The organism is Clostridium beijerinckii (genome assembly GCF_018223745.1).
Taxonomy (GTDB): Bacteria; Bacillota; Clostridia; order Clostridiales; family Clostridiaceae; genus Clostridium; species Clostridium beijerinckii.
The window spans coordinates 4,794,705-4,814,794 of the sequence record NZ_CP073653.1 but is presented as its reverse complement, the minus strand read 5'-3'; the positions used below and the strand labels follow the sequence as shown (position 1 = coordinate 4,814,794).

The following is a 20,090-nucleotide window of genomic DNA, read 5'->3' as shown; positions in this document are numbered from 1 at the left end:
TATATTTGGAGATGGTAGAAAAAAATCTAAGATTCGCTTAGTGTTATATAACACTGAGCTTTTTTCATATCTAATTATTTTCTTAAAATAGTTGCACAAATTATTTTTTATTGACTTTTCTATAAACTTATAAAAGAAAAGTACGATAAGTATATTAATGAAGTAGTAAGGCGCAATTAAAAAATAACAAGTGTTATTTTCTTTCAGGAGCCTAAGAAATGGAGAAATGTATTATGAGTATTGATAGAATAAGTAGATCGACATATATAAATGCGTATAACTCAAATAGCAGTAAAGCAGTAGAAAAGACAAAGAAAACTAATGATGTAGATAGAATTGAAATTTCAGAACTAGGAAAAAGCCTTAAAGGCTACTCATTAGATAGTAATATACAAAATGCAAAAAAAATAGCTGATATTAAAAATAAAATAGATAGTGGGACATACAATGTTGATGCAAGATTAACTGCAAAAAGTATGTTAAATGCAATGAAGGAGAGTAAGGCATAAGTATGATAAATGAACTTATTACATTAATACAAAGCCAAGAGGAAGAATTACAAAGACTTTTAGAATTGTTAGAAACTCAATATAAAATGATAATGAGTAAAGATGTATTTGGTTTAGAGGGATTAGTTGATAAGATTAATGAATGCGGTAAGAAGATTGCAAAACAAGAGATAGAGAGAAGAAATATACTTGGAGATAATGGGATAGTAGAAGTTGTGAATAATTCAAATAATGATGAATTAAGAGAAAACTACAATAAGATAAAAAGAACATTAAATTCAGTTATTTCTCAAAAAGAAACAAATGATATGTTATTAAAGCAACAAATAATATTTAATAATAAAATGTTAGAAATAATAAATCCGAGAAGAGAAATAAAGACATATAACTCATATGGAAATTTATCTAGATAGATTAAACATTTGGATTGCACATAAACTTTTGGCAATTTAATAAATGTTGTAAAAGCAGCAATCACAAATTTTTAAATGGATTATTTCTATACTAATAGCTTATAAGTGAAAAATAATAAGGATGTTACAATATATAAAACATGGAAGTTGGTATTATTGAAAGGTAGGAAAGAAATACATGGCAGGACTATTTGATACGTTTACTATTGCTAAAAGAGGGTTAAATGTTCAGCAAGGAAATATAAATACAACATCTCATAATATAGCAAATGCAAATACTACAGGGTTTTCAAGACAGAGGGCTGTAGCTGAGACAACAAAACCATTTGGTGGAATGTCGAGATTTGATACAGCAGGCGTTGGACAAGTTGGAACAGGTGCTGAAATTACATCAATACAAAGAATCAGAGATTATTTTATTGATTATCAAGTTAGAAGCGAGTCAGGAACATCAGGATATTATACACAGGCAAGTGAGACCTTATCTAAAGTTGAAGATGTATTTGGGGAACCATCTGACACAGGAATTCAAGAACTTACAAATCAATTTTTTAATGCATTTCAGGAAGTATCTAAAAGTCCAGATAAATCTGATGTTAAAACGGTAGCTATTAAAGATGCTTCAGCACTTGCAGATGCATTAAATTATACTTACAATCAATTAAAAAAGTCTCAAGAAGATAGTCAAGCACTTATTCAAACTAATATTACTGATGTAAATAGCTATCTTGATCAAATAAATGAACTAAATAAGCAGATAAGAAGTATTTCTTCAGTTGGACAAACAGCGAATGATTTAATGGATAAAAGAGATAATCTTTTAGATCAATTAAGCTATAAATTTGGAATAAAAGTTGATAGAGATAGCCTCGATACTATAAATCTTTCGTCAACAGAGTATCCGGATGCGGCTTTAGTAAAATCAGATCCAAATGATACAGACTATTCTAGGCTTTCGTATGTTAAGAGTGCAGTAGCCACAAAAGATGCATCTGGAAATTTCACTGGAGAGGTTACAGTAGAGTATTATCCTTTAGGAAATGAAAATTCTCCAACTAAGTCATTTAAAATATCAACAGATCCTAGTAAAGCTAAAGATTTAGCAGATAATTTGATGCAAAATAGAGTTTTAATTGCAGATAAAGATGGAAATGCAGTGGGAATGACTAAAACTACAGCTAAAGATCCAAACCCTGCGCCTACAGTTGGAACAACAACGTCAACAGTAAATGGTGTGACAACAGTTACAAATGTAACAGCTATAAAAAATACAGATGGATCAACAACATATACTACATTAGTAAAATCAACACCACCGGCAACCGATACACAATTGAAGGGTGGCGTTTTTCAAACTTATAAATATGATAGCGAAAGTGGAGTTAATAATGTAGATGATAATCATATAAGAGGGGAAATAGCTGCAAACCAATCAGTGCAGCAAACTATACAAGGATATATGGATAGTTTGGACAGACTTGCAGCAGGTCTAGCTTATTCCGTTAATGCAATTCAAACTGGAAATATTGATGCAGATGCTACTACTCTTTCACAGGGGTTATCTAAAAATTTAATTTTCACAAATGCGGGAAATACAGCAACAGATACAGGAATTACAGCGGCTACTATAAAAGTGAATGATGCTTTAGTAAAAGATCCTACTTTGCTAAATTGTAATACAACTTCAACCAGTGGAGTAGGGGATGGAAAGAGAGCCAATGCAATAGCAAATCTTAACTCGATGAAGATGAATTTAAGTAACGTAAAATCTACAGAAGATTTAAATACAATGACTAGAAAGAAATTTCTGGAGGAGATGGGAATAGATGATACATCTGGAACAGGCTTTTCAGATAGTACTTGTCTAAATTTAAATGCTGGAACAAACGGATCAACAGTAGATAGCTACTATAAAACTATAATAAATAATCTTGCGACAACTACTCAAGAGGCTAGCAGGCAGGTTGATAATCAGGAGGCGGTATTATCGAACTTGGAAGATCAGAAAGCATCAGTTTCAGGAGTATCTCTTGATGAAGAAATGACTAATTTAATACAATTTCAACATGCTTATCAAGCAAATGCAAAGATGATATCAACAATAGACGAGTTATTAGATGTGGTAATAAACGGATTAAAGAGATAGGAGGTATTTAGATGTCGTTTAGAATAACAAATAGCATGCTAAGCAGCAATTATTTGAAAAATATGAAAAGAAATATGAATAATATGCAAGCGTTGCAAAATCAATTAGCGTCAGGAAAAGAAATAAATAAAGCATCAGATAATCCATATGTAGCATCAAGAAGTATGCAGTTAAATGCAGAAATATCTTACAATAAGCAATATGATGAGAATATTAAAGATACATCAAATTGGCTTGATACAACAGACACAGCATTATCACAAATGGGGAATATTTTCGGAAGGATAGAAACTTTGCTTGTGAATTCTGGAAATGGGACTTATGGAGATGATGAAAAATCAGCTATTCAAGATGAAATTAAGGAAAAAGTTAATGAATTATCTCAAGTTTTAAATACCAGTTTTGATGGTTCTTATATATTTGGAGGGACAAAAACTAGTTCTAAGCCGACTACAGTGGTGGATGGTAAGCTGGAATATGCTGATAAGAATGGAAATGGAATAGCTAAAACAAGTACTGGTATGAGCATAGATTTATCTACTAACCCGATTGTAAGTAGTATTAAACCTTCAAATAATATGAAAATTGAAGGCATTGATAAATCAGGGAGTAATATAACAGTAATGGTTAAGGATTATACTAACACTCCTGCAACGCAAGTGACTCCATCGCCGACAATCGATCTTACTAAAGTTGGAACTGTAACGCCACCTTCAAATACTCCCGAAACTTTAGAATCATTATTCACAACTGCGCTAGCTCCAAATTTTAATTCTAATGACGCTAAAGAAGCAGTATCTTCATATAGTGCACTGGATCAAATTAGCTCAAGTTTAGAGGTTGATATATCACAAGGTGTTAAAAGCATATACAATAAAACAGCTGTCGATGTGTTAGAGTTTAAAGATAAAAATGGAAAGAGTATAAACGTTTCTAATCTGCTATCAGACATAATCAATAATTTGGGATCGTCAGGAGATTCTAGTAATTTAATTACTGGTAATTTAACTGACATACAATCTGTCACTGCTAATTTATTGCAAAAGAGATCAGAAGTTGGAACTATGCAAAACAGAATGGATTCAGCTCAATCAAATAATGAAACACAAAATTATAATATGACAGATATTTTATCTAAGACAGAAGATATAGATTTTGCGGATAAGACCATGGAATATTCAATGATGCAGACAGTATATACAGCTGCACTGCAGACTAGTGCTAAGATATTACCGATGACAATATTAAGTTACTTATAGTTAGGAGAACAGCAGTATGAAATTTATTTCAAAAATTCATGGTGAAATTGAATATGAAAAAGATAATATAATTACCTTTAATAAAGGGCTTCCGGGCTTTAACGAATTAAGAAAGTTTATTCTTATTGATTTAGAGGAATACTATCCATTTAAATTGTTGTTATCATTAGAAGATGGCGAAATTGCACTCATTGTTACTTCACCATATGAATTCTTTAAAGATTATGAAATTAAGTTAAGCGAAGAAACTATTAAAAATTTGAAAATAGATTCTCCAAAGCAAGTAAATATTATTACTACAGTAACGATAAATTCAGATGTAAGAAAAATCACTACCAATCTACAAGGACCTATAGTTATAAATACTTCTAATAATTTAGGGGAACAAATAATACTAGATAATACTAAATACAAAGTTAAGAATCCTTTAATTTAGGGAGGTAAGTTATGCTAATTATAACTAGAAAAAAAGGTGAATCTCTTATGATTGGAGATGATATAGAAATTGTTATAAGTAAGATTGATGATGGAAGCGTAAAAATTGGAATAAAAGCTCCCAAAGATATATCAATACTCAGAAAAGAATTATATGACGAAGTAGAGAAGGAAAATAAGGAAGCAACGAAATTTGATATCAGCATTTTAAAGGATATAAATAAAAAATAAATATTAAAGTCATAAATAACAAGGAGGCAGGATTAACATGGAAGTTAATAACATAGGACAAAGCACAATTAATACAAATTCATACAATGTAAATCCAGATGTATCCCAATATACTAATGCTAATACAGGGGTATCGATTACCCAAGTTCAAAAAGTTGAAACTCAATCTTCAGAAGAGAATAATGCTAAAAATCAAGAATATAGCAAAAAAGATCTAGATGATGCAGTGAAGAAAATAAATAACTTTTTAAAAGATGATAAAACTCACGCAGAATATACTTATAACGAAGAAATGAAGACAATGATGGTAAAAGTAATAGATGAAAATACTAAGGAAGTTGTATTAGAAATTCCACCGAAAAAGATTTTGGATATGGTAGCTAGTATGTTGAGGCAGGTAGGTTTGTTAGATAAGAAAGCTTAATTCAATATAAAATTTAAAGGAGAAAATATTTATTTGGAATTTAAATTAAATAAAATTGATACGGATATTAGAAAAAAAATGCAAGAAGAAATCAAGGAAGATAAAGTGCATTCAGGTAAGAACATAAGCATAAAAAAAGATATAAAAGATGAACCACATCAAGAAACGCAAAAATTAAACGATGAAGAAATAAAAAATAGATATATAACAATAGACGGAGTAAAGGATAAACATAAAAATATAGATATTAAAGCAGAAAAAATAGAAAATATAAATGAAGATAATTCCAAAGGTAGAAGTTTAGATACAAGAAAATAGGAGGAGTTACCATGTATTCTAATGGATATAATGTATATAAAAATAATTCCGTAAATTATGCATCAAAAGAACAATTATTATTAATGTTAACTGAAGGTGCAGTTAAATTTTGTAAAATAGCTAGACAAGCTATAGTAGATAGAGATGTAAAAAAAGCACATGATGCACTAGTAAAAACTCAGGATATATTCTCAGAACTCATGGTTAGTTTAGATACAAGTGCAGGTGAGTGGGCAGTTCAGTTATTGAGAGTATATACTTTTATTAAAGATAGATTGATTGAGGCTAATATGACTAAAAAATTAGAAATAATAGATGAAATTCTTCCACTTATAGAAGATATTAATGAGACATGGAAAGAAGCGTATAAGAGAGCTAAAAAATAAATAAGAGGTGATATAATATGACAAGTATTTATCCAAGTAGTAGTACTAGTTCAAGCAGCAGTACTTCAAGCAAAAATTTATTGAGAATATCAGGTATGGCAAGTGGTATTGATACAGATTCTGTGGTTAAATCTATGGTTTCAAACTATCAAACTAAGATAGATAAAGAGAATCAGGCGAAACAAATATTACAATGGAAACAGGAGAGTTATAGAGATATTATAAAAGGTGTGAAAGGCCTTCAAGAATATTTTGATCCACTTTCAAGCAAGTATATTCTTGGTGATAGTGCCATGAATATTAATACAGCCACAAGTGATACAAGTTCAGTGGTGTCAGCAACGACAGATTCAACAGCTAAAGCAGGAACTTATTCAATAGAAGTAAGTCAATTGGCGGAACAGGCAAAGATTACTGGAACTTCAAAAAACTCTATGGTAGAAGTTTCTAACTCTACTACTATTTCTGATTGGAGCGGAGCTAAATTTACATTAACAATAGATGGAAAAGCAACTGATATAACATTAGGAACTATAACTAGTAGTAATTCCAATGGTACTGTTTTAGATGAAGTTGTTTCTGATATAAATAGTCAAATGGCATCAAAAGGGTTAAGTGGAATTACCGCCTCTTATGTAAATGACGGATTAACTTATATAAAATTTACTAACACAAGTGGAAAGTCAGCGAGCATATCTGATATTACTAAATCAAGTGACAGTACTAAATTAGGAGCAGGACAAAGTATCGGTGGGAATATTTCAGCAACTTCAAAATTATCGGATTTAGGAATTAATGATAGTAAGGGTATAAGTTTTGAATTATCGTATGATTCAACAACAATAGCTAAGCCGATAGCTATTACAGCAACAAGCTCAGATACATTACAAAGTCTGATGGATAAAGTTAAAAGTGCAACAAATGGTTCAGTTATAATGAATATAGATGATACTACTGGAAAAATTTCATTCCAATCAAAAAATACTGGATCAGCTTCAAGTATTACAATTAAAGATACAAGTGAAGGGGTTAATAGTATTTCTGATTTAGGTATAAAAATAGATGTAGATACCAAGAGTGCTAGTGCAACAGGTAAAGATGCAATGGTAAAAATAACTGAGCCAGGAAAATCTGCTACAACAACAACTCAAAGCTCGAATAAATTTACAATTAATGGAGTTAGTTATAATATTTCGAACACTAATATTGGGGATCCAGCTAATATAACAGTAACTGCCAATACAGATCAAGTTGTTACTAATTTTAAAAATTTTATAACAGATTATAATACTATAATTTCAACAATTAATACAAAATTAACAGAAAAGAAAAATACTGATTATGCTCCGCTTACTGATGATCAAAAATCAAGTATGAGTGAAAGTCAAATTACTGCATGGGAAACTAAAGCTAAAGTTGGATTGCTTAGAAATGATGACTATTTAAATGGTGTAATGACTCAACTAAGAGGAATATTTTCATCACCCGTGTACAGCAGTTACAGTAGTTCAACAGTCAATACAAAAATACCATTAAGTTTAGGAAAATATGGTTCTAATGCTATAGGAATTGATACTTCATCTGATGTTACTGATGGAGGTAAGCTTGTTATTACAGATGAAACAAAACTAAAAGATGTTATTACTAACAATTTAGATAATTTTAAAAAAATGTTTAGTGGAGCATCAAGTACTCCATTAGATAAAAATGCGTCAGGTCAAGAGGAGGCTTATATTGGCTCAAAAAAATATATGGAAGATGGATTATTTAAGAGAATGAGTACTGTACTTAGTAGTTATGTGGCAACGCCAGGATTAGGTAAAGATGGTACTTACACATTATCTGGTAGCATGAATATATTTGTAAATAAACAATATGATTATAGCGCTTCAGGATCCGCAAGTAAAAACACATTACCTGATCAGGTTTATAGTAAAACTTTAAGTATCAGCAAGCTTAAGACTCAAATGTCAGATGCTGAAACCAGATATTACGCTAAATTTACGGCATTAGAAACAGCTATGAATAAGTTGAATTCTCAACAGAGTCAGCTTAGCTCGATGCTTGGAACATCATAATTAATAAAAAATAATTGACAACAAGCATTTATGATGACTTGTTGTCAAATTTTATACAACAAAGTGGGTGAAGAATTGGAAATAGATGAACAATTTAAAAAATATAAAAACATCACTTTAATTATTATGGAAATAGTTAAAGCAGAAAACTATGAAAAGTTAGATGAGCTTTTTTTACAAAGGCAATTAATTTTGAATAATATAAATGAATTGGATTACTCAAAAGAAGAATTAAATAAGCTTTATATAGAACATGATGTAGGCAAAATAGATAAGATATTAGAAGAAGAAATGAAGAATAGAAAATATGAGTTGTTAAACAAAATAAAAGAAAATCAAAAAAGAAAAGTAGGAATGAATGGATATAATAGTTTTCAAACTAAAGCCGTCTTTTTAAGTAAAGAGTTATAAAAAAATATTAAGTATACGCGTTGTGCTAGTTAAAATTTAATAAAGAAAACTCTAACAAAATTTAATCATCCCAATTATAATTAAATTAACACTAAAAGTATAATAAGGAGATGATTAAAATGTTAGAGTTCACTTATTATAATACTGAAAAAATTGCTAATTTAAAAGATTTTTTTACAGTTTCTTTTGTGTTAATCGATGATGTTTACAATGAAGTAATTCCTGAATCCATCAAAAATAGAAGAAATATTTCTGAATCTAAGCTCTCAGACTCAGAAATAATAACAATTAGTATCGTAGGCGAAGCCCTTACAATTGATTCTGAAAAAGCTTGGTTCTATTTTGTTAAAAAGAATTATTCAGATTTATTTCCTAATATTTGCGATAGAACAAGATTTAACAGAACCAAAAGAAATTTATACAAAGTAATTTTAGAAATCCAAAGATACTTTTCAAGTCTGGCAATATTTAGTGATGATGATACTAGAATTATTGACAGTATGCCTATCCCAGTATGCAAATTCGGAAGAGCCTACTTTAGTAAATTATTCAAGGACATATCAACTTATAGTTATTGCGCTTCAAAAAAGGAAACTTATTTTGGATTGAAACTTCACGCTTTAATTACTACTGATGGTTTCATAACAGATTTTCTTTTAACGACTGCTAATACTGATGATAGAGATGCTGTATTCGAACTCATTCAAACAAACACCAATATAAAGATACTCGCTGATAAAGGATACGTCGGCAATGAGCTTAAAGTATCATTAGCTAAAGAAAAAGAAATCTTGTTTTTATCGCTGAAGAGAAAAAATAGTAAAACACCGCTAGAAAAACGACTTCGTAACGCTTTATCAAAAGCGCGTCGGAGAGTTGAAACTAGTTTTTCTCAATTAGCTGGCCAATTTAATATTGCAAGAGTTCTAGCTAAGTCAAAGTGGGGGTTAATGCTGAGAATTACTCTAAAAATACTTACTCATAATATATCATTTGTACTAAATGCAATTACAGGAAATACTATTCATATAGCTCAAATTAAACATCTTGCATTTGGTTAAAATTTATTAAATTTTACTCAAGGATATTTTGCGCATTTTTATACTACAATAATTGCAATACAAAAATTAGCACAACGCGTTAAGTATATAAAATTTTAAATTACTATAAAGTATTAAAATTTATAGTCGAATATATAAATATGAGATTAAGTATTTATTATTTTGTATAGTTAAAAAAGATAATAAAAAAACTTGAAAATTTAAAATAAACTATAAAGTTATATTTAATTAAATCGAATATATAAATATATAGCTTATAAGCTATTAACTCTTAAGAGTTGATATAAATAAAAAAACTAAAATGGACAGGGAAGTCCAAAACTTAAAAATCAAGGAGGAATATATTATGATAATTAATCACAACTTAGCAGGTGCTAATGCTATTAGACAAATGAATGTTAACTCAGGTAATGCAAGTAAATCAATGCAAAAACTTTCTTCAGGTCTTAGAATTAATAGTGCAGCTGATGATGCAGCAGGACTAGCTATATCTGAAAAAATGAGAGGACAAATCAGAGGTCTTGACCAAGCATCAGCTAATTCTCAAGATGGTATATCAATGATACAAACTGCAGAAGGTGCTTTAGGGGAAACTCAAAGTATTCTTCAAAGAATGAGAGAACTAGCAGTTCAATCTGGTAATGATACAAATGTATCAGTTGATAGAAGTGAAATCCAAAAAGAAATGAATCAATTAACTTCTGAAATAAACAGAATAGGTAACACAACTGAATTCAATACTCAAAATTTACTTGATGGTGGTGCATCAGCGAGTGGCGTTAAAACTTCAAGCACTGAAGCTAGTGGTATAGCAGCTAAAGGAGCAACTATTACTTCCATTGAAAAGTTGAATTTAACAGCTGGTACAATTACTACACTTGCGGGAACATCAGATGCGGTAACTTTTACTGTAGGTGGTTCGTCATTTAGTTTAGCTGGAGATGCGTTTGGAGTATTATGGAATGCAAGTGGTAAAACAAGCGATGATTTAAAGACTATATTGCTTAATAATGCTCAAACTAGTAATGGTACTAAATTATCAACAAAAGCAGATATTAATGTCTCTGAAGAGGGGGTCATGTCATTTACAAATAAAACTGCTGGAACAGGTACCCTAGAGGTTACTGCAGCTACTGTTTGGAATGCTGTGTTAGGAATTACAAATGGTACCCATGTAGATCTTACTGCAACAGGAACAGCAGAAACAAATGCTGTTATCACAGGATCTAAAACAGTTGCAGGTACAGATACAATTACTGCATCTGACTGGGCTGGTAAAACATTTACTGTAGATAATAATGGAACAACAGCGAACGTAACTATATCAGCTACTTTTGCTGGGACATCATTAAGTAACTTAGTTACTGCATTTAATGCTTCATCTACTGCTACTTTCGGAACTGACCATCCTGTTATGGCAATATCAGCTAGTCATATTACTATAACATCTGATATATCATCTACAGAGGCAGGTACGGGTGAAAAGCCTTATGTAAGTATTACAGGAGATAATTTAAATACTGTATTAGGAGATTTTGTGCCAGGTTCATCAGCTTCGGGTGGAACTTTCTCAGCTAAGTTCCAAATAGGTGCTAATCAAGGACAAAGTTTTGAGATAGACATTAAAGACATGAGATCAAAAGCATTAAAAATTTCAGGAACTACTGCTGGAAACGATCAGGGAGTTGTTGAGGGCGCTAAATTTGTTTCAACAAAAGATGTAACTGATGGAACTACAAGTACTGGAACAGAATATGCACTTGATGTATCTTCTCATGACACTGCAACAGCAGCAATTAAGGTTATAAATAATGCTATTGAAGCTGTATCAGGACAAAGATCAACTCTTGGCGCATATCAAAACAGATTAGAGCATACAATAGCTAACCTAGGAACATCAAGTGAAAACTTAACTTCCGCAGAATCTAGAATAAGAGATGTTGATATGGCAAAAGAAATGTCAACATTCTCAAAGAATAACATTCTTAGCCAAGCTGCACAAGCAATGCTTGCTCAAGCTAACCAACAACCTCAACAAGTACTTCAATTATTGAGATAAGTAGAAGCTTAAATTTATGAATTAATAATAAAGGGTCAGAGTAATTAACTCTGGCCCTTTAAATTTACCTAATATCTAAGTGGGGATGTAATATTGGTTTTGCTTGTAAGTGATTACGCTATATTCATAGATATATCTAAAGTAATGGATAAATAGTGCGATAATTATATTAGTATCACTTTAGATGAATGAGAGGAAGCATAAATATGAAACTTAGTATTTGTATGATGGTAAAAGATGAAGAAACAAACCTTGAAAGGTGTTTAACAAGTTTAAATAATATAGTTAATTCTATAGATTCAGAAATAATAATTGTAGATACTGGATCTAAGGATAATACAGTAGAAATAGCTAAAAAGTATACAGATAAGATTTATTTTCATCTGTGGAACAATAATTTTTCGGAAATGAGGAATATTTCGATTAAGTATGCAAAAGGAGAATGGATTTTAATTATTGATGCAGATGAGGAAGTAAGAAATAGTGATGAGCTTGTTGGTTTCTTAAAAAGTAAAGATTCAGATAAATTTAATACAATAATAGTAACAGTAAATAACATTGTTGATATGAATAATAGATATGCAGATACCCTATTAAAATCAACCAGATTATTTAGAAGAAGTTTAGATTTTAAGTATGTTGGTGCAGTGCATAATCAACCAGTATTTAAGAAACCAATAGTTGAGGTGAAAACAGTCTTTGATCATTATGGATATATAACTACTGATAAAGAATTAATGAAAAAGAAGTTTGAAAGAACTTGGAAGTTGTTGGAAAGTGAATTAGAAAAAGAACCGGATAATATTTATAATAGATCTCAGTTGTCAGTTACATATGGAATGCATGGAGACCATGAAAAGGGATTAGAAGAAATACTAAAAGCATACGATGTACTAAAAAATAAAGCATTAGATGAAACTATAAACTACATTTATGTTTATAATAGATTAGCAACAGCATATTATACAAATAATAAGTTTGAAGAAACAGAAGAAATATGTAAAAAAGCAGTGAAGATAGATAGTGAAAATATAGATTTATATTATTTTTTGGCCAAATCTCAATATTTATTAAATAAATACGATGATTCAATAAAGAATTATTCTAAATATTTTGAATTGATTTATAGCTATTATAATAATACAAAAGTAACTGATATAATTGCATTAGTTTATACGATTAATAGGCAACCGGAGGCACATTTTGATATGTTCAAAATGTATACTCATCTTGATAATATGGAAAGAGCAATAGAACATATAGAGTTTGTTGATGATATAAGAATTATTATTTCAGTTTATAATGAAGTGGTTAAGTGTTATTTTAAAATTAAAAAATACAAAGAATTACTAGATTATTTTGATAGACTTAAGATAAGCCAGTTTGATAGTTTAGAAATAACTTTTTTATCTGCAATAGAAGAAGAAATGAAATTAATAAACGTTGATGAAAGGATAAATCTTTATGATAAGCTTTGTTGTTATGGCAATGAAAATTATTCATTACTAAATTCTATTAGAAGTGATTATTTTAATAAAGCAAATATGGATGAAGGGAAAATTAATAAATTAATTAATAATATAGATTTGAACGAGTGTTTTGATTATTATGGTGATGTCTTTTACTATTTGATATCATTAAAAAAACCAATTCAGAACTTATTCTTAAAAATGAGCGAAAGCAATATAGAAGCATATTTTAAATATATTAAGGAATCTTATAATGATTTGTATGATAAAATTGAAGAATACGTATCTGTATATGAAAAAAATCAAGAGTTTAAGGATTTGAAAACAAATAAAATTCTAAGTAGAATTTTACTTTCGTCAGAGTCATTAAATGATGATACTTATTTGCTTGTTTTTAAGCGTTATATTAATTATGGAGTAAATTATATAGTTAATATATACAACGAAGGTTTTCTGCAAAATGAATTTATTTATGATGTAAAAAATGATGAGGAAATATTCTTCTTATATATGTATAAGGCTGAAATTCTATTTAAAGGTAACGAACTAGAGCATATAAAATATTTAAGAAAAGCTTTAGAAAAAGTTCCTATGATGAAAAAGGGAATTGGATTATTGTTAAATGAAATGAAAGAGAAAGAATCATTTGAAAGTATAGAAATGAAAGAGCTTAAAATCCAACTAAAAAACAATATAAGAAATTTTATCAAAAGTGGCAATATAGATGTGGCTGAATCATTAATAAAAGAATACGAAAGTATAGTTAGTAACGATATGGAAATAGTTTTATTTAAATCTGAAATTTCAATTGAGAGATTAAGGGAAAAAAGTAATAGTAATTATAAGATGTAGACTAAACAAAGTCACAATAATTCAAAAGGTAGGAAGTGATAATGTGTCTGATGAAAGAGAGATAATGAAAAAACAGATAAAAGAAAATATACAAGTACTTATTAATGATAATAAATTAGATGATGCAATAGTTTTAATTGATGAATATTTGAAAATAGATTTATATGATATGGAATTATACTCGATGTTATCTGTTGTTTATATAATGCAGCAGAAAATAAATGAAGCAAAAAAAGTATTAAAAGAGGCACTTAATATTTATGATCAAAGTTTCGATTTAAATTATAATTTGGCTTATATATATGAACAAGAGGGAGAAATTAGATATTCTTTAAAGTACTATAAAAAAGCTTTAGAAAATTGTAATGATGAAAAAATAAAATTAAATATAATAAATTCTATTAAAAAAATATCCAATAAGCATAGTAGTATGGTAACAGATGATAAAACAAAAGTGATTTTCTTTGTGAAGCAAGGTATGGATAGTTTTCTTGATGATATAATAAATAATTTATCAGAAGAATATGAAACTAAAAAGATCATTACGACGGAATATAAACAAATAGATGAAGGTATGGAATGGGCCGACATTTGCTGGTTTGAATGGTGCGATGAACTTGTGGCTTATGGAAGTAAGCACAAGTTGGCTAAAGAAAAGAAAATAATATGTAGATTGCATAGATATGAAGTTTTTACTAACTATCCTAAAAATGTAGAGTGGAATAATGTTGATAAATTAATTTTAGTGACAGAGCACCTTGGAAAATTCTTAGCATCTCAGATACAAGATATTGAGGAAAAAGTCGATATTATTACTATACATAATGGAGTCAATTTAAATAAATTTCAACTAAAATTAAGAAAATCAGGTTATAATATTGCTTATATAGGTTATATACACCAAAGAAAAAATCCAGTTTTATTACTTCAAATAATAAATAATCTTGTAAAAATCGATAAAAGATACAAATTATATATTGCAGGGCAATTTCAAGATTCGTTAATTGAACTATATTGGAATTATCAGATACAACAAATGGGATTAAATAATAATATTATATTTCAAGGTTGGCAAAAAGATATAAGTAAATGGTTAGAAAATAAGAATTATATTCTATCTTCAAGTATACATGAAAGTTTTGGCTACGGTATTGCAGAAGCTATGTCAAGGGGGATAAAACCTGTAATACATGATTTTGTCTTCGCAGATGAAATATGGGATAAAAAGTATCTTTTTAATTCTATTGATGAAGCTGTTAATATGATTACTGAAAAAGATTATAATTCACAAGAATATAGAAAGTTTATTGAAGATAACTATTCATTAAATAAGCAAGTAGATGAAATAAAGGAACTTATTAATTTAACTCGAAGCAAGGAAGAATTAAGTAAAATAGAGAAGGAAGAACTTACATTGGATTATATCTATAGAAGATTTAATGAATTTATAAGTTACCCAAATATCTATTTTGAAAGTTACGATTTTAAATCTGCAGATATAACTATTGGAAAAAGGGAAAGAGTAAGTAATGAGTACGAGTTAATAGAGTTTATTCTTAAAAATAATAAAAATAAAAGTCTTATATTTAATAATATTTGGTACAACATAAAAGATGAAAATATTGTTCTGCCGGAACCAATGAAGAAGAATGGAAATATAAAATATATTACTAAGTTTTTGAGGAATATATTAGAATTAGAAGTAGAATTCGTTAATAATATTGCAGGATTTATTTTTGATAAAGGTATAGTTGATGATGTAAATAAGAATTCAGTGATATATAGTTGGGAAAGGGCTATACCAGCATCACAGTTTATGCCAATGCTAGGATATTTAAAAATAGCTGAGAGGTATATATTTGCTGCAAGCTTTATTAAAAGTAGTGACAAAGTTTTAGAATCTCCTTGTGGTTTTGGGTATGGAGCAGCTTATTTTTCTAAAATTTGTTCGAATGTAGAAGCATTAGATATAGCAGAAGACAATATTAAATTTGGAAAAGATATATATGGTTTCGATAATATAAATTGGGTGAATGGAGATGTAACAAATCTTCCATATAAAGATAATGAGTTTGATATTTATGTTTCATATGAAGTGTTTGAACATTTACCATTAGAGTTAATTGAACAATATTTACATGAATCAAAAAGAGTAATAAAAGGAAATGGAAAGTTTATAATTTCAACTCCAAATGCAGAAATGAGAAAACATATAAATAATCCATTTCATATAAAAGAATATAGTTTTCAAGAATTTAGAAATATAATTGAAAAACAGTATAGTAAGATTGAATATTATTCTGTTAGTGATTACAAAGTTAATTTTGGTATGAAGCATAATGCTTTTACTATGATTGCAGTATGTGAAAAATAAAATTTATATTATAATTATATTTACTCAAACATATTAAATCCACTTGTATTTATTATGTTAGTGAAATTATTTGAGGGAAATATCAAATCTAAGGAAATGTTATAATATTTTGAGTTTGTAAGTAAATGTATTTTATAATAAACGTGAAGAAAGAAATACAGCGAAAATTCTACTAGAAATTATAATATTTGTACTGCAGAATGCCGATATCATATTTTTTTAGGAAAGGTCTATGCAAGTGATTGGTACTTATGGGGAGTAATACAGATAATTGGTTTTTGTAAAAGGTGGAATTTATCAATAGTGTTTTAATTTACAAGAATAGATTAAAATACTATATGAAAGAAGCATAAATGGTTACTAGAGGAGTTAAGAAGATGTTGAGTTTATGTATGATAGTTAAAAACGAAGGACAAAATATTAAAAGTTGTCTATCTAAAGTAGAAACCTTCGTAGATGAAATAATTATAGTAGATACAGGTTCTGATGATAATACAAAGATTATTGCATCAGAATTCACAGATAAAATTTATGATTTTAAATGGTGTAATGATTTTTCGAAAGCTAGAAACTTTTCAATATCAAAAGCTTCAAATGATTGGGTACTTGTATTAGATGCAGATGAATTTATTATAAATTTTAATAAAGATATGTTATATGAATTTATAAGTAAGGTAACGAATAGAAATAAAGTTGGTAGAATCCAAAGAATTAATATTATGGATGATTCTAATGGAAATAAGAAATATACAGAAAGAGGAAATAGACTTTTTAACAAAAATTATTTTCACTATGAAGGAATTATTCATGAGCAGATAGTAGCTTTAGATAATAAGGACTATGAAACAGAAATATTAGAAATATTAGCTGAACATATAGGTTATAAAAAGGAAATATTAAACAGAACAGATAAACTTAAAAGAAATATATATTTGTTAGAAGTGGCATTGAAAGATGAGTCAAAAGATCCATATATTTATTTTCAACTAGGAAAGTCTTATTATATGTTAAAGGATTATGAAACTTCTATTGAGTATTTTGAAAATGCATTATCATTTCAATTAGATTTTAGATTGGAATATGTAGAGGATTTGGTTGAAACTTATGGATATTCTTTAATTAACAGCTGCAGATATTCTGATGCTCTTATTTTGGAGAATTGTCTTGGAACTTATTCAAAGTATGCTGATTTTCTATTTCTTATGGGCTTAATATATATGAATAATGCCAAATTTACAGAGGCAATAAATAGTTTCTTAGAGTGTACTAAATTCTCAGACAGTAAAGCGGACGGAATAACTTCATATATTTCCTATTATAATATAGGGGTGATATATGAAGTTTTGGATTTTAAAGAGAAGGCTATAGAGTATTATAATATGTGCAATGATTATGAACTAGCAAAAAATAGACTTAAGGTATTTTTAAATCAAGTTTAGAAAATATTAAATATAACGATAATTTAGAAAAATTAATAAATATTGGAGGAGTAAATATGGATATAGCAGAATTATCAACGGTAATGAGTCAATCAAGTGTAAAACAATCAGCTGGTGTACAATTGGCAAAAATGATGATGAATGCTGAAAAAGAAAGTGCTGCTCAAATGACTGAAGTACTAAAGAATGTTACAGTAGATCCTAATTTAGGAAATAACTTGGATGCTAGAGTTTAGTTTAGATGGATGAGAGAGAGGAGTTAAAGAAAGAATTAGAACAAGAACTTCAGTGGATAATTTATAGACAAAGACTGCTGGATATTATGGAACAAAAATTATTACAAATGAAAAAGTTAACAGAGAAGGCTAAGTATGATAATCTTATTGAAAAGGAATTGGAACTGATAAACGTTAAATTAAATGATTTAGCTATGCAAGTTAAAGCTTTAGATAGTGAAAGTAGAAAAAGTGAAGATTGGAAAATGATTAGATGAGCATCAATAGCTAGCAAAATAGATATGGATACTCATTTTTCTTTTTAGTAAATATAGCGCCAAATTTATTTAGAACGAATAAAGTTTCATTTTTGCATAGTAAAGCTGTAAGCGTCAAAAAATCGACGCGTAGCAGCAGCCTAAACTTAAGTGATAAAATAAACCCAACAGAAAAACTTATATTTTCTGTTGGGTACAATTTTATATAGGGGCTGCTCCAAATTGGCTTAAGTGTTTGGAATAGTATTATGTATGATATTTTATGGAATACTAAGTGCATAGATATTTTAAATATAGGGTAAAAACCCTTGCACTTAGGAGTGAATTTATATGTATTCAATTGATAACCAATTAAAAATAGAAGATTTTATATTTCCATACGGAGAATTAGATAAAAATAATAGGTGGGTTAAATTAGCGTCAATAATACCATGGCATGAATTTGAAGAAACATATGCTAAACAATTCATTAATAATGGTCGTCCATCAAAACCATTTCGAATTGTATTAGGAAGCTTAATAATAAAGCAAAAACTTAATTGTTCCGATCGTGAAACGGTATCTGCTATCGCCGAAAATCCTTACCTTCAATATTTTATTGGTTTGAAAGAATTCCAAAATTCCGCACCATTTGGAGCGTCTTCAATGGTTGAATTTCGAAAAAGAATTGATGATGATATGATTATTGAAATGAATAATACTATTCTTAAAGATACTACTAAAAATAATGATGATAAAGATAAGCATGACGATAATGATGATGGAAATGATTCAGATCAATCTAATCAAGGCACTATCATTATTGATGCAACATGTACTCCAGCCGATATAACTTATCCACAAGATTTAAATCTTTTAAATTCTGCAAGAGAAAAACTTGAAGGATATATTGATCAATTGCATAATCCTTCTGAATCTAAAAAGCCTAGAACTTATAGGAAAATTGCGCGTAAGGATTTTCTAAATGTTTCAAAGGCCAGAAAGAAAAATTCTAAAAAGATGCGCAAAGCTATAAGGAAACAATTAAATTATATTGCTAGAGATATTGGATATGTAGTAAATTTTATTGCGAATGGAAAAAAGCTTAATAGTCGACAATCAGAAGAATATGAAGTGATTTTACAGTTATATCATCAACAAAAATATATGTTTGATAATAGAAAACATACAGTAGAAAATAGGATTGTTAGTATCAGTCAACCACATGTTAGACCAATTGTTAGAGGAAAAACTAAAGCTCCTACGGAATTCGGGGCAAAAGTTGAAATAAGTGTTGCTAATGGTTATGTTAGAATGGAAAAGTTGAGTTGGGATGCTTACAACGAATGCGAAAGCTTAATACCTATAACAGAGAGTTATAAAGCAAGAAATGGCTTTTATCCTGAAAGAATATTGGCTGATAAAATTTATAGAAATAGAAAAAACTTAAACTATTGCAAAGAAAATGGAATTAGCATTACCGGCCCTGCTTTAGGCAGACCTAAAAAGAATAAAACTAAAGCTGAAAAAAATCAAGAGTATGTTGATACATGCGAAAGAAATGAAGTTGAGGGAAAGTTTGGTACTGGTAAAACTAGATATGGTTTAGCCAGAATATTTGCAGATTTAAAAGAAACTGCTGAGTGCGTTATTAATATGGCATTTTTTGTAATGAACCTTGATAAAAAATTGAGGGTCATTCTACGCCATTTTACAAATTACTATATTTTGGAATACTACATATAAATATAGGG

19 protein-coding genes are annotated in these 20,090 nt (G+C 28.9%); all 19 read left to right on the top strand.

Features of this window, described 5'->3' with window-relative positions; translation table 11 throughout:
• The first annotated feature begins 233 nt into the window (after positions 1–233).
• The 19 genes from KEC93_RS21755 (at position 234) to KEC93_RS21665 (ending at position 20,082) form a co-directional block, all read left to right on the top strand.
• Positions 234–509, top strand: a complete 276-nt coding sequence (locus tag KEC93_RS21755; RefSeq protein WP_017211301.1) for a flagellar biosynthesis anti-sigma factor FlgM — start codon at positions 234–236, stop codon at positions 507–509.
• A gap of 2 nt (positions 510–511) precedes the next feature.
• Positions 512–922 (top strand): flagellar export chaperone FlgN, encoded by a 411-nt coding sequence (flgN, locus tag KEC93_RS21750; protein WP_077868035.1) that lies wholly within the window; start codon positions 512–514, stop codon positions 920–922.
• A 178-nt stretch (positions 923–1,100) separates the two neighbouring features.
• Positions 1,101–3,068: a flagellar hook-associated protein FlgK gene (gene flgK / locus KEC93_RS21745; protein ID WP_077868036.1), complete on the top strand. Its 1,968-nt coding sequence runs from the start codon at positions 1,101–1,103 to the stop codon at positions 3,066–3,068.
• Between the two features lie 11 nt (positions 3,069–3,079).
• Positions 3,080–4,327, top strand: coding sequence for a flagellar hook-associated protein FlgL (flgL, locus tag KEC93_RS21740; protein ID WP_077868037.1), 1,248 nt, complete (start codon positions 3,080–3,082; stop codon positions 4,325–4,327).
• A gap of 16 nt (positions 4,328–4,343) precedes the next feature.
• Positions 4,344–4,763: a flagellar assembly protein FliW gene (fliW, locus tag KEC93_RS21735; RefSeq protein ID WP_077868038.1), complete on the top strand. Its 420-nt coding sequence runs from the start codon at positions 4,344–4,346 to the stop codon at positions 4,761–4,763.
• A gap of 11 nt (positions 4,764–4,774) precedes the next feature.
• Positions 4,775–4,993 carry a carbon storage regulator CsrA gene (gene csrA / locus KEC93_RS21730; protein WP_077868039.1) on the top strand — a complete coding sequence of 73 codons (219 nt, stop codon included), beginning with the start codon at positions 4,775–4,777 and terminating at the stop codon, positions 4,991–4,993.
• Positions 4,994–5,030: 37 nt separating this feature from the next.
• Positions 5,031–5,417, top strand: a complete 387-nt coding sequence (locus tag KEC93_RS21725) for a flagellar protein FlaG (RefSeq protein WP_077868040.1) — start codon at positions 5,031–5,033, stop codon at positions 5,415–5,417.
• Positions 5,418–5,450: 33 nt separating this feature from the next.
• Positions 5,451–5,735, top strand: coding sequence for a hypothetical protein (locus tag KEC93_RS21720; RefSeq protein ID WP_077868041.1), 285 nt, complete (start codon positions 5,451–5,453; stop codon positions 5,733–5,735).
• Positions 5,736–5,746: 11 nt separating this feature from the next.
• Positions 5,747–6,121, top strand: coding sequence for a flagellar export chaperone FliS (gene fliS, locus KEC93_RS21715; RefSeq protein ID WP_077868042.1), 375 nt, complete (start codon positions 5,747–5,749; stop codon positions 6,119–6,121).
• Positions 6,122–6,138: 17 nt separating this feature from the next.
• Entirely contained in the window at positions 6,139–8,199 is a 2,061-nt protein-coding gene (gene fliD / locus KEC93_RS21710) for a flagellar filament capping protein FliD (RefSeq protein ID WP_077868043.1), read from the top strand.
• Between the two features lie 63 nt (positions 8,200–8,262).
• The gene (locus tag KEC93_RS21705) at positions 8,263–8,610 is read left to right on the top strand and encodes a hypothetical protein (protein WP_139357389.1); all 348 of its coding nucleotides are present in this window, start codon (positions 8,263–8,265) and stop codon (positions 8,608–8,610) included.
• Between the two features lie 119 nt (positions 8,611–8,729).
• Complete coding sequence (locus tag KEC93_RS21700; protein WP_077868045.1) at positions 8,730–9,671, top strand: IS982 family transposase; 942 nt, start codon at positions 8,730–8,732, stop codon at positions 9,669–9,671.
• 346 nt (positions 9,672–10,017) lie between these two features.
• Positions 10,018–11,730, top strand: a complete 1,713-nt coding sequence (locus tag KEC93_RS26970; RefSeq protein ID WP_077868046.1) for a flagellin N-terminal helical domain-containing protein — start codon at positions 10,018–10,020, stop codon at positions 11,728–11,730.
• 206 nt (positions 11,731–11,936) lie between these two features.
• Entirely contained in the window at positions 11,937–14,051 is a 2,115-nt protein-coding gene (locus KEC93_RS21690) for a glycosyltransferase family 2 protein (RefSeq protein WP_172462675.1), read from the top strand.
• Between the two features lie 43 nt (positions 14,052–14,094).
• Complete coding sequence (locus KEC93_RS21685) at positions 14,095–16,425, top strand: methyltransferase domain-containing protein (protein WP_242960315.1); 2,331 nt, start codon at positions 14,095–14,097, stop codon at positions 16,423–16,425.
• Between the two features lie 377 nt (positions 16,426–16,802).
• Positions 16,803–17,864, top strand: a complete 1,062-nt coding sequence (locus KEC93_RS21680) for a glycosyltransferase (RefSeq protein ID WP_077868048.1) — start codon at positions 16,803–16,805, stop codon at positions 17,862–17,864.
• A 56-nt stretch (positions 17,865–17,920) separates the two neighbouring features.
• Positions 17,921–18,100, top strand: coding sequence for a YjfB family protein (locus tag KEC93_RS21675; protein WP_077868049.1), 180 nt, complete (start codon positions 17,921–17,923; stop codon positions 18,098–18,100).
• A 5-nt stretch (positions 18,101–18,105) separates the two neighbouring features.
• Entirely contained in the window at positions 18,106–18,357 is a 252-nt protein-coding gene (locus KEC93_RS21670) for a hypothetical protein (protein WP_077868050.1), read from the top strand.
• 330 nt (positions 18,358–18,687) lie between these two features.
• Complete coding sequence (locus KEC93_RS21665; protein WP_111944659.1) at positions 18,688–20,082, top strand: IS5 family transposase; 1,395 nt, start codon at positions 18,688–18,690, stop codon at positions 20,080–20,082.
• The last annotated feature ends 8 nt before the right edge of the window (positions 20,083–20,090 follow it).

Excerpts from the sequence above, each read along its gene's own strand:
- KEC93_RS21700 (WP_077868045.1), top strand. The coding sequence starts at position 8,730 with ATGTTAGAGTTCACTTATTATAATACTGAAAAAATTGCTAATTTAAAA.
- fliS (WP_077868042.1), top strand. The coding sequence starts at position 5,747 with ATGTATTCTAATGGATATAATGTATATAAAAATAATTCCGTAAATTAT.
- KEC93_RS26970 (WP_077868046.1), top strand. The coding sequence starts at position 10,018 with ATGATAATTAATCACAACTTAGCAGGTGCTAATGCTATTAGACAAATG.
- csrA (WP_077868039.1), top strand. The coding sequence starts at position 4,775 with ATGCTAATTATAACTAGAAAAAAAGGTGAATCTCTTATGATTGGAGAT.
- fliD (WP_077868043.1), top strand. The coding sequence starts at position 6,139 with ATGACAAGTATTTATCCAAGTAGTAGTACTAGTTCAAGCAGCAGTACT.
- KEC93_RS21680 (WP_077868048.1), top strand. The coding sequence starts at position 16,803 with ATGTTGAGTTTATGTATGATAGTTAAAAACGAAGGACAAAATATTAAA.
- flgN (WP_077868035.1), top strand. The coding sequence starts at position 512 with ATGATAAATGAACTTATTACATTAATACAAAGCCAAGAGGAAGAATTA.
- KEC93_RS21690 (WP_172462675.1), top strand. The coding sequence starts at position 11,937 with ATGAAACTTAGTATTTGTATGATGGTAAAAGATGAAGAAACAAACCTT.
- KEC93_RS21665 (WP_111944659.1), top strand. The coding sequence starts at position 18,688 with ATGTATTCAATTGATAACCAATTAAAAATAGAAGATTTTATATTTCCA.
- KEC93_RS21675 (WP_077868049.1), top strand. The coding sequence starts at position 17,921 with ATGGATATAGCAGAATTATCAACGGTAATGAGTCAATCAAGTGTAAAA.
- KEC93_RS21725 (WP_077868040.1), top strand. The coding sequence starts at position 5,031 with ATGGAAGTTAATAACATAGGACAAAGCACAATTAATACAAATTCATAC.
- flgL (WP_077868037.1), top strand. The coding sequence starts at position 3,080 with ATGTCGTTTAGAATAACAAATAGCATGCTAAGCAGCAATTATTTGAAA.
- KEC93_RS21670 (WP_077868050.1), top strand. The coding sequence starts at position 18,106 with ATGGATGAGAGAGAGGAGTTAAAGAAAGAATTAGAACAAGAACTTCAG.
- fliW (WP_077868038.1), top strand. The coding sequence starts at position 4,344 with ATGAAATTTATTTCAAAAATTCATGGTGAAATTGAATATGAAAAAGAT.
- flgK (WP_077868036.1), top strand. The coding sequence starts at position 1,101 with ATGGCAGGACTATTTGATACGTTTACTATTGCTAAAAGAGGGTTAAAT.
- KEC93_RS21755 (WP_017211301.1), top strand. The coding sequence starts at position 234 with ATGAGTATTGATAGAATAAGTAGATCGACATATATAAATGCGTATAAC.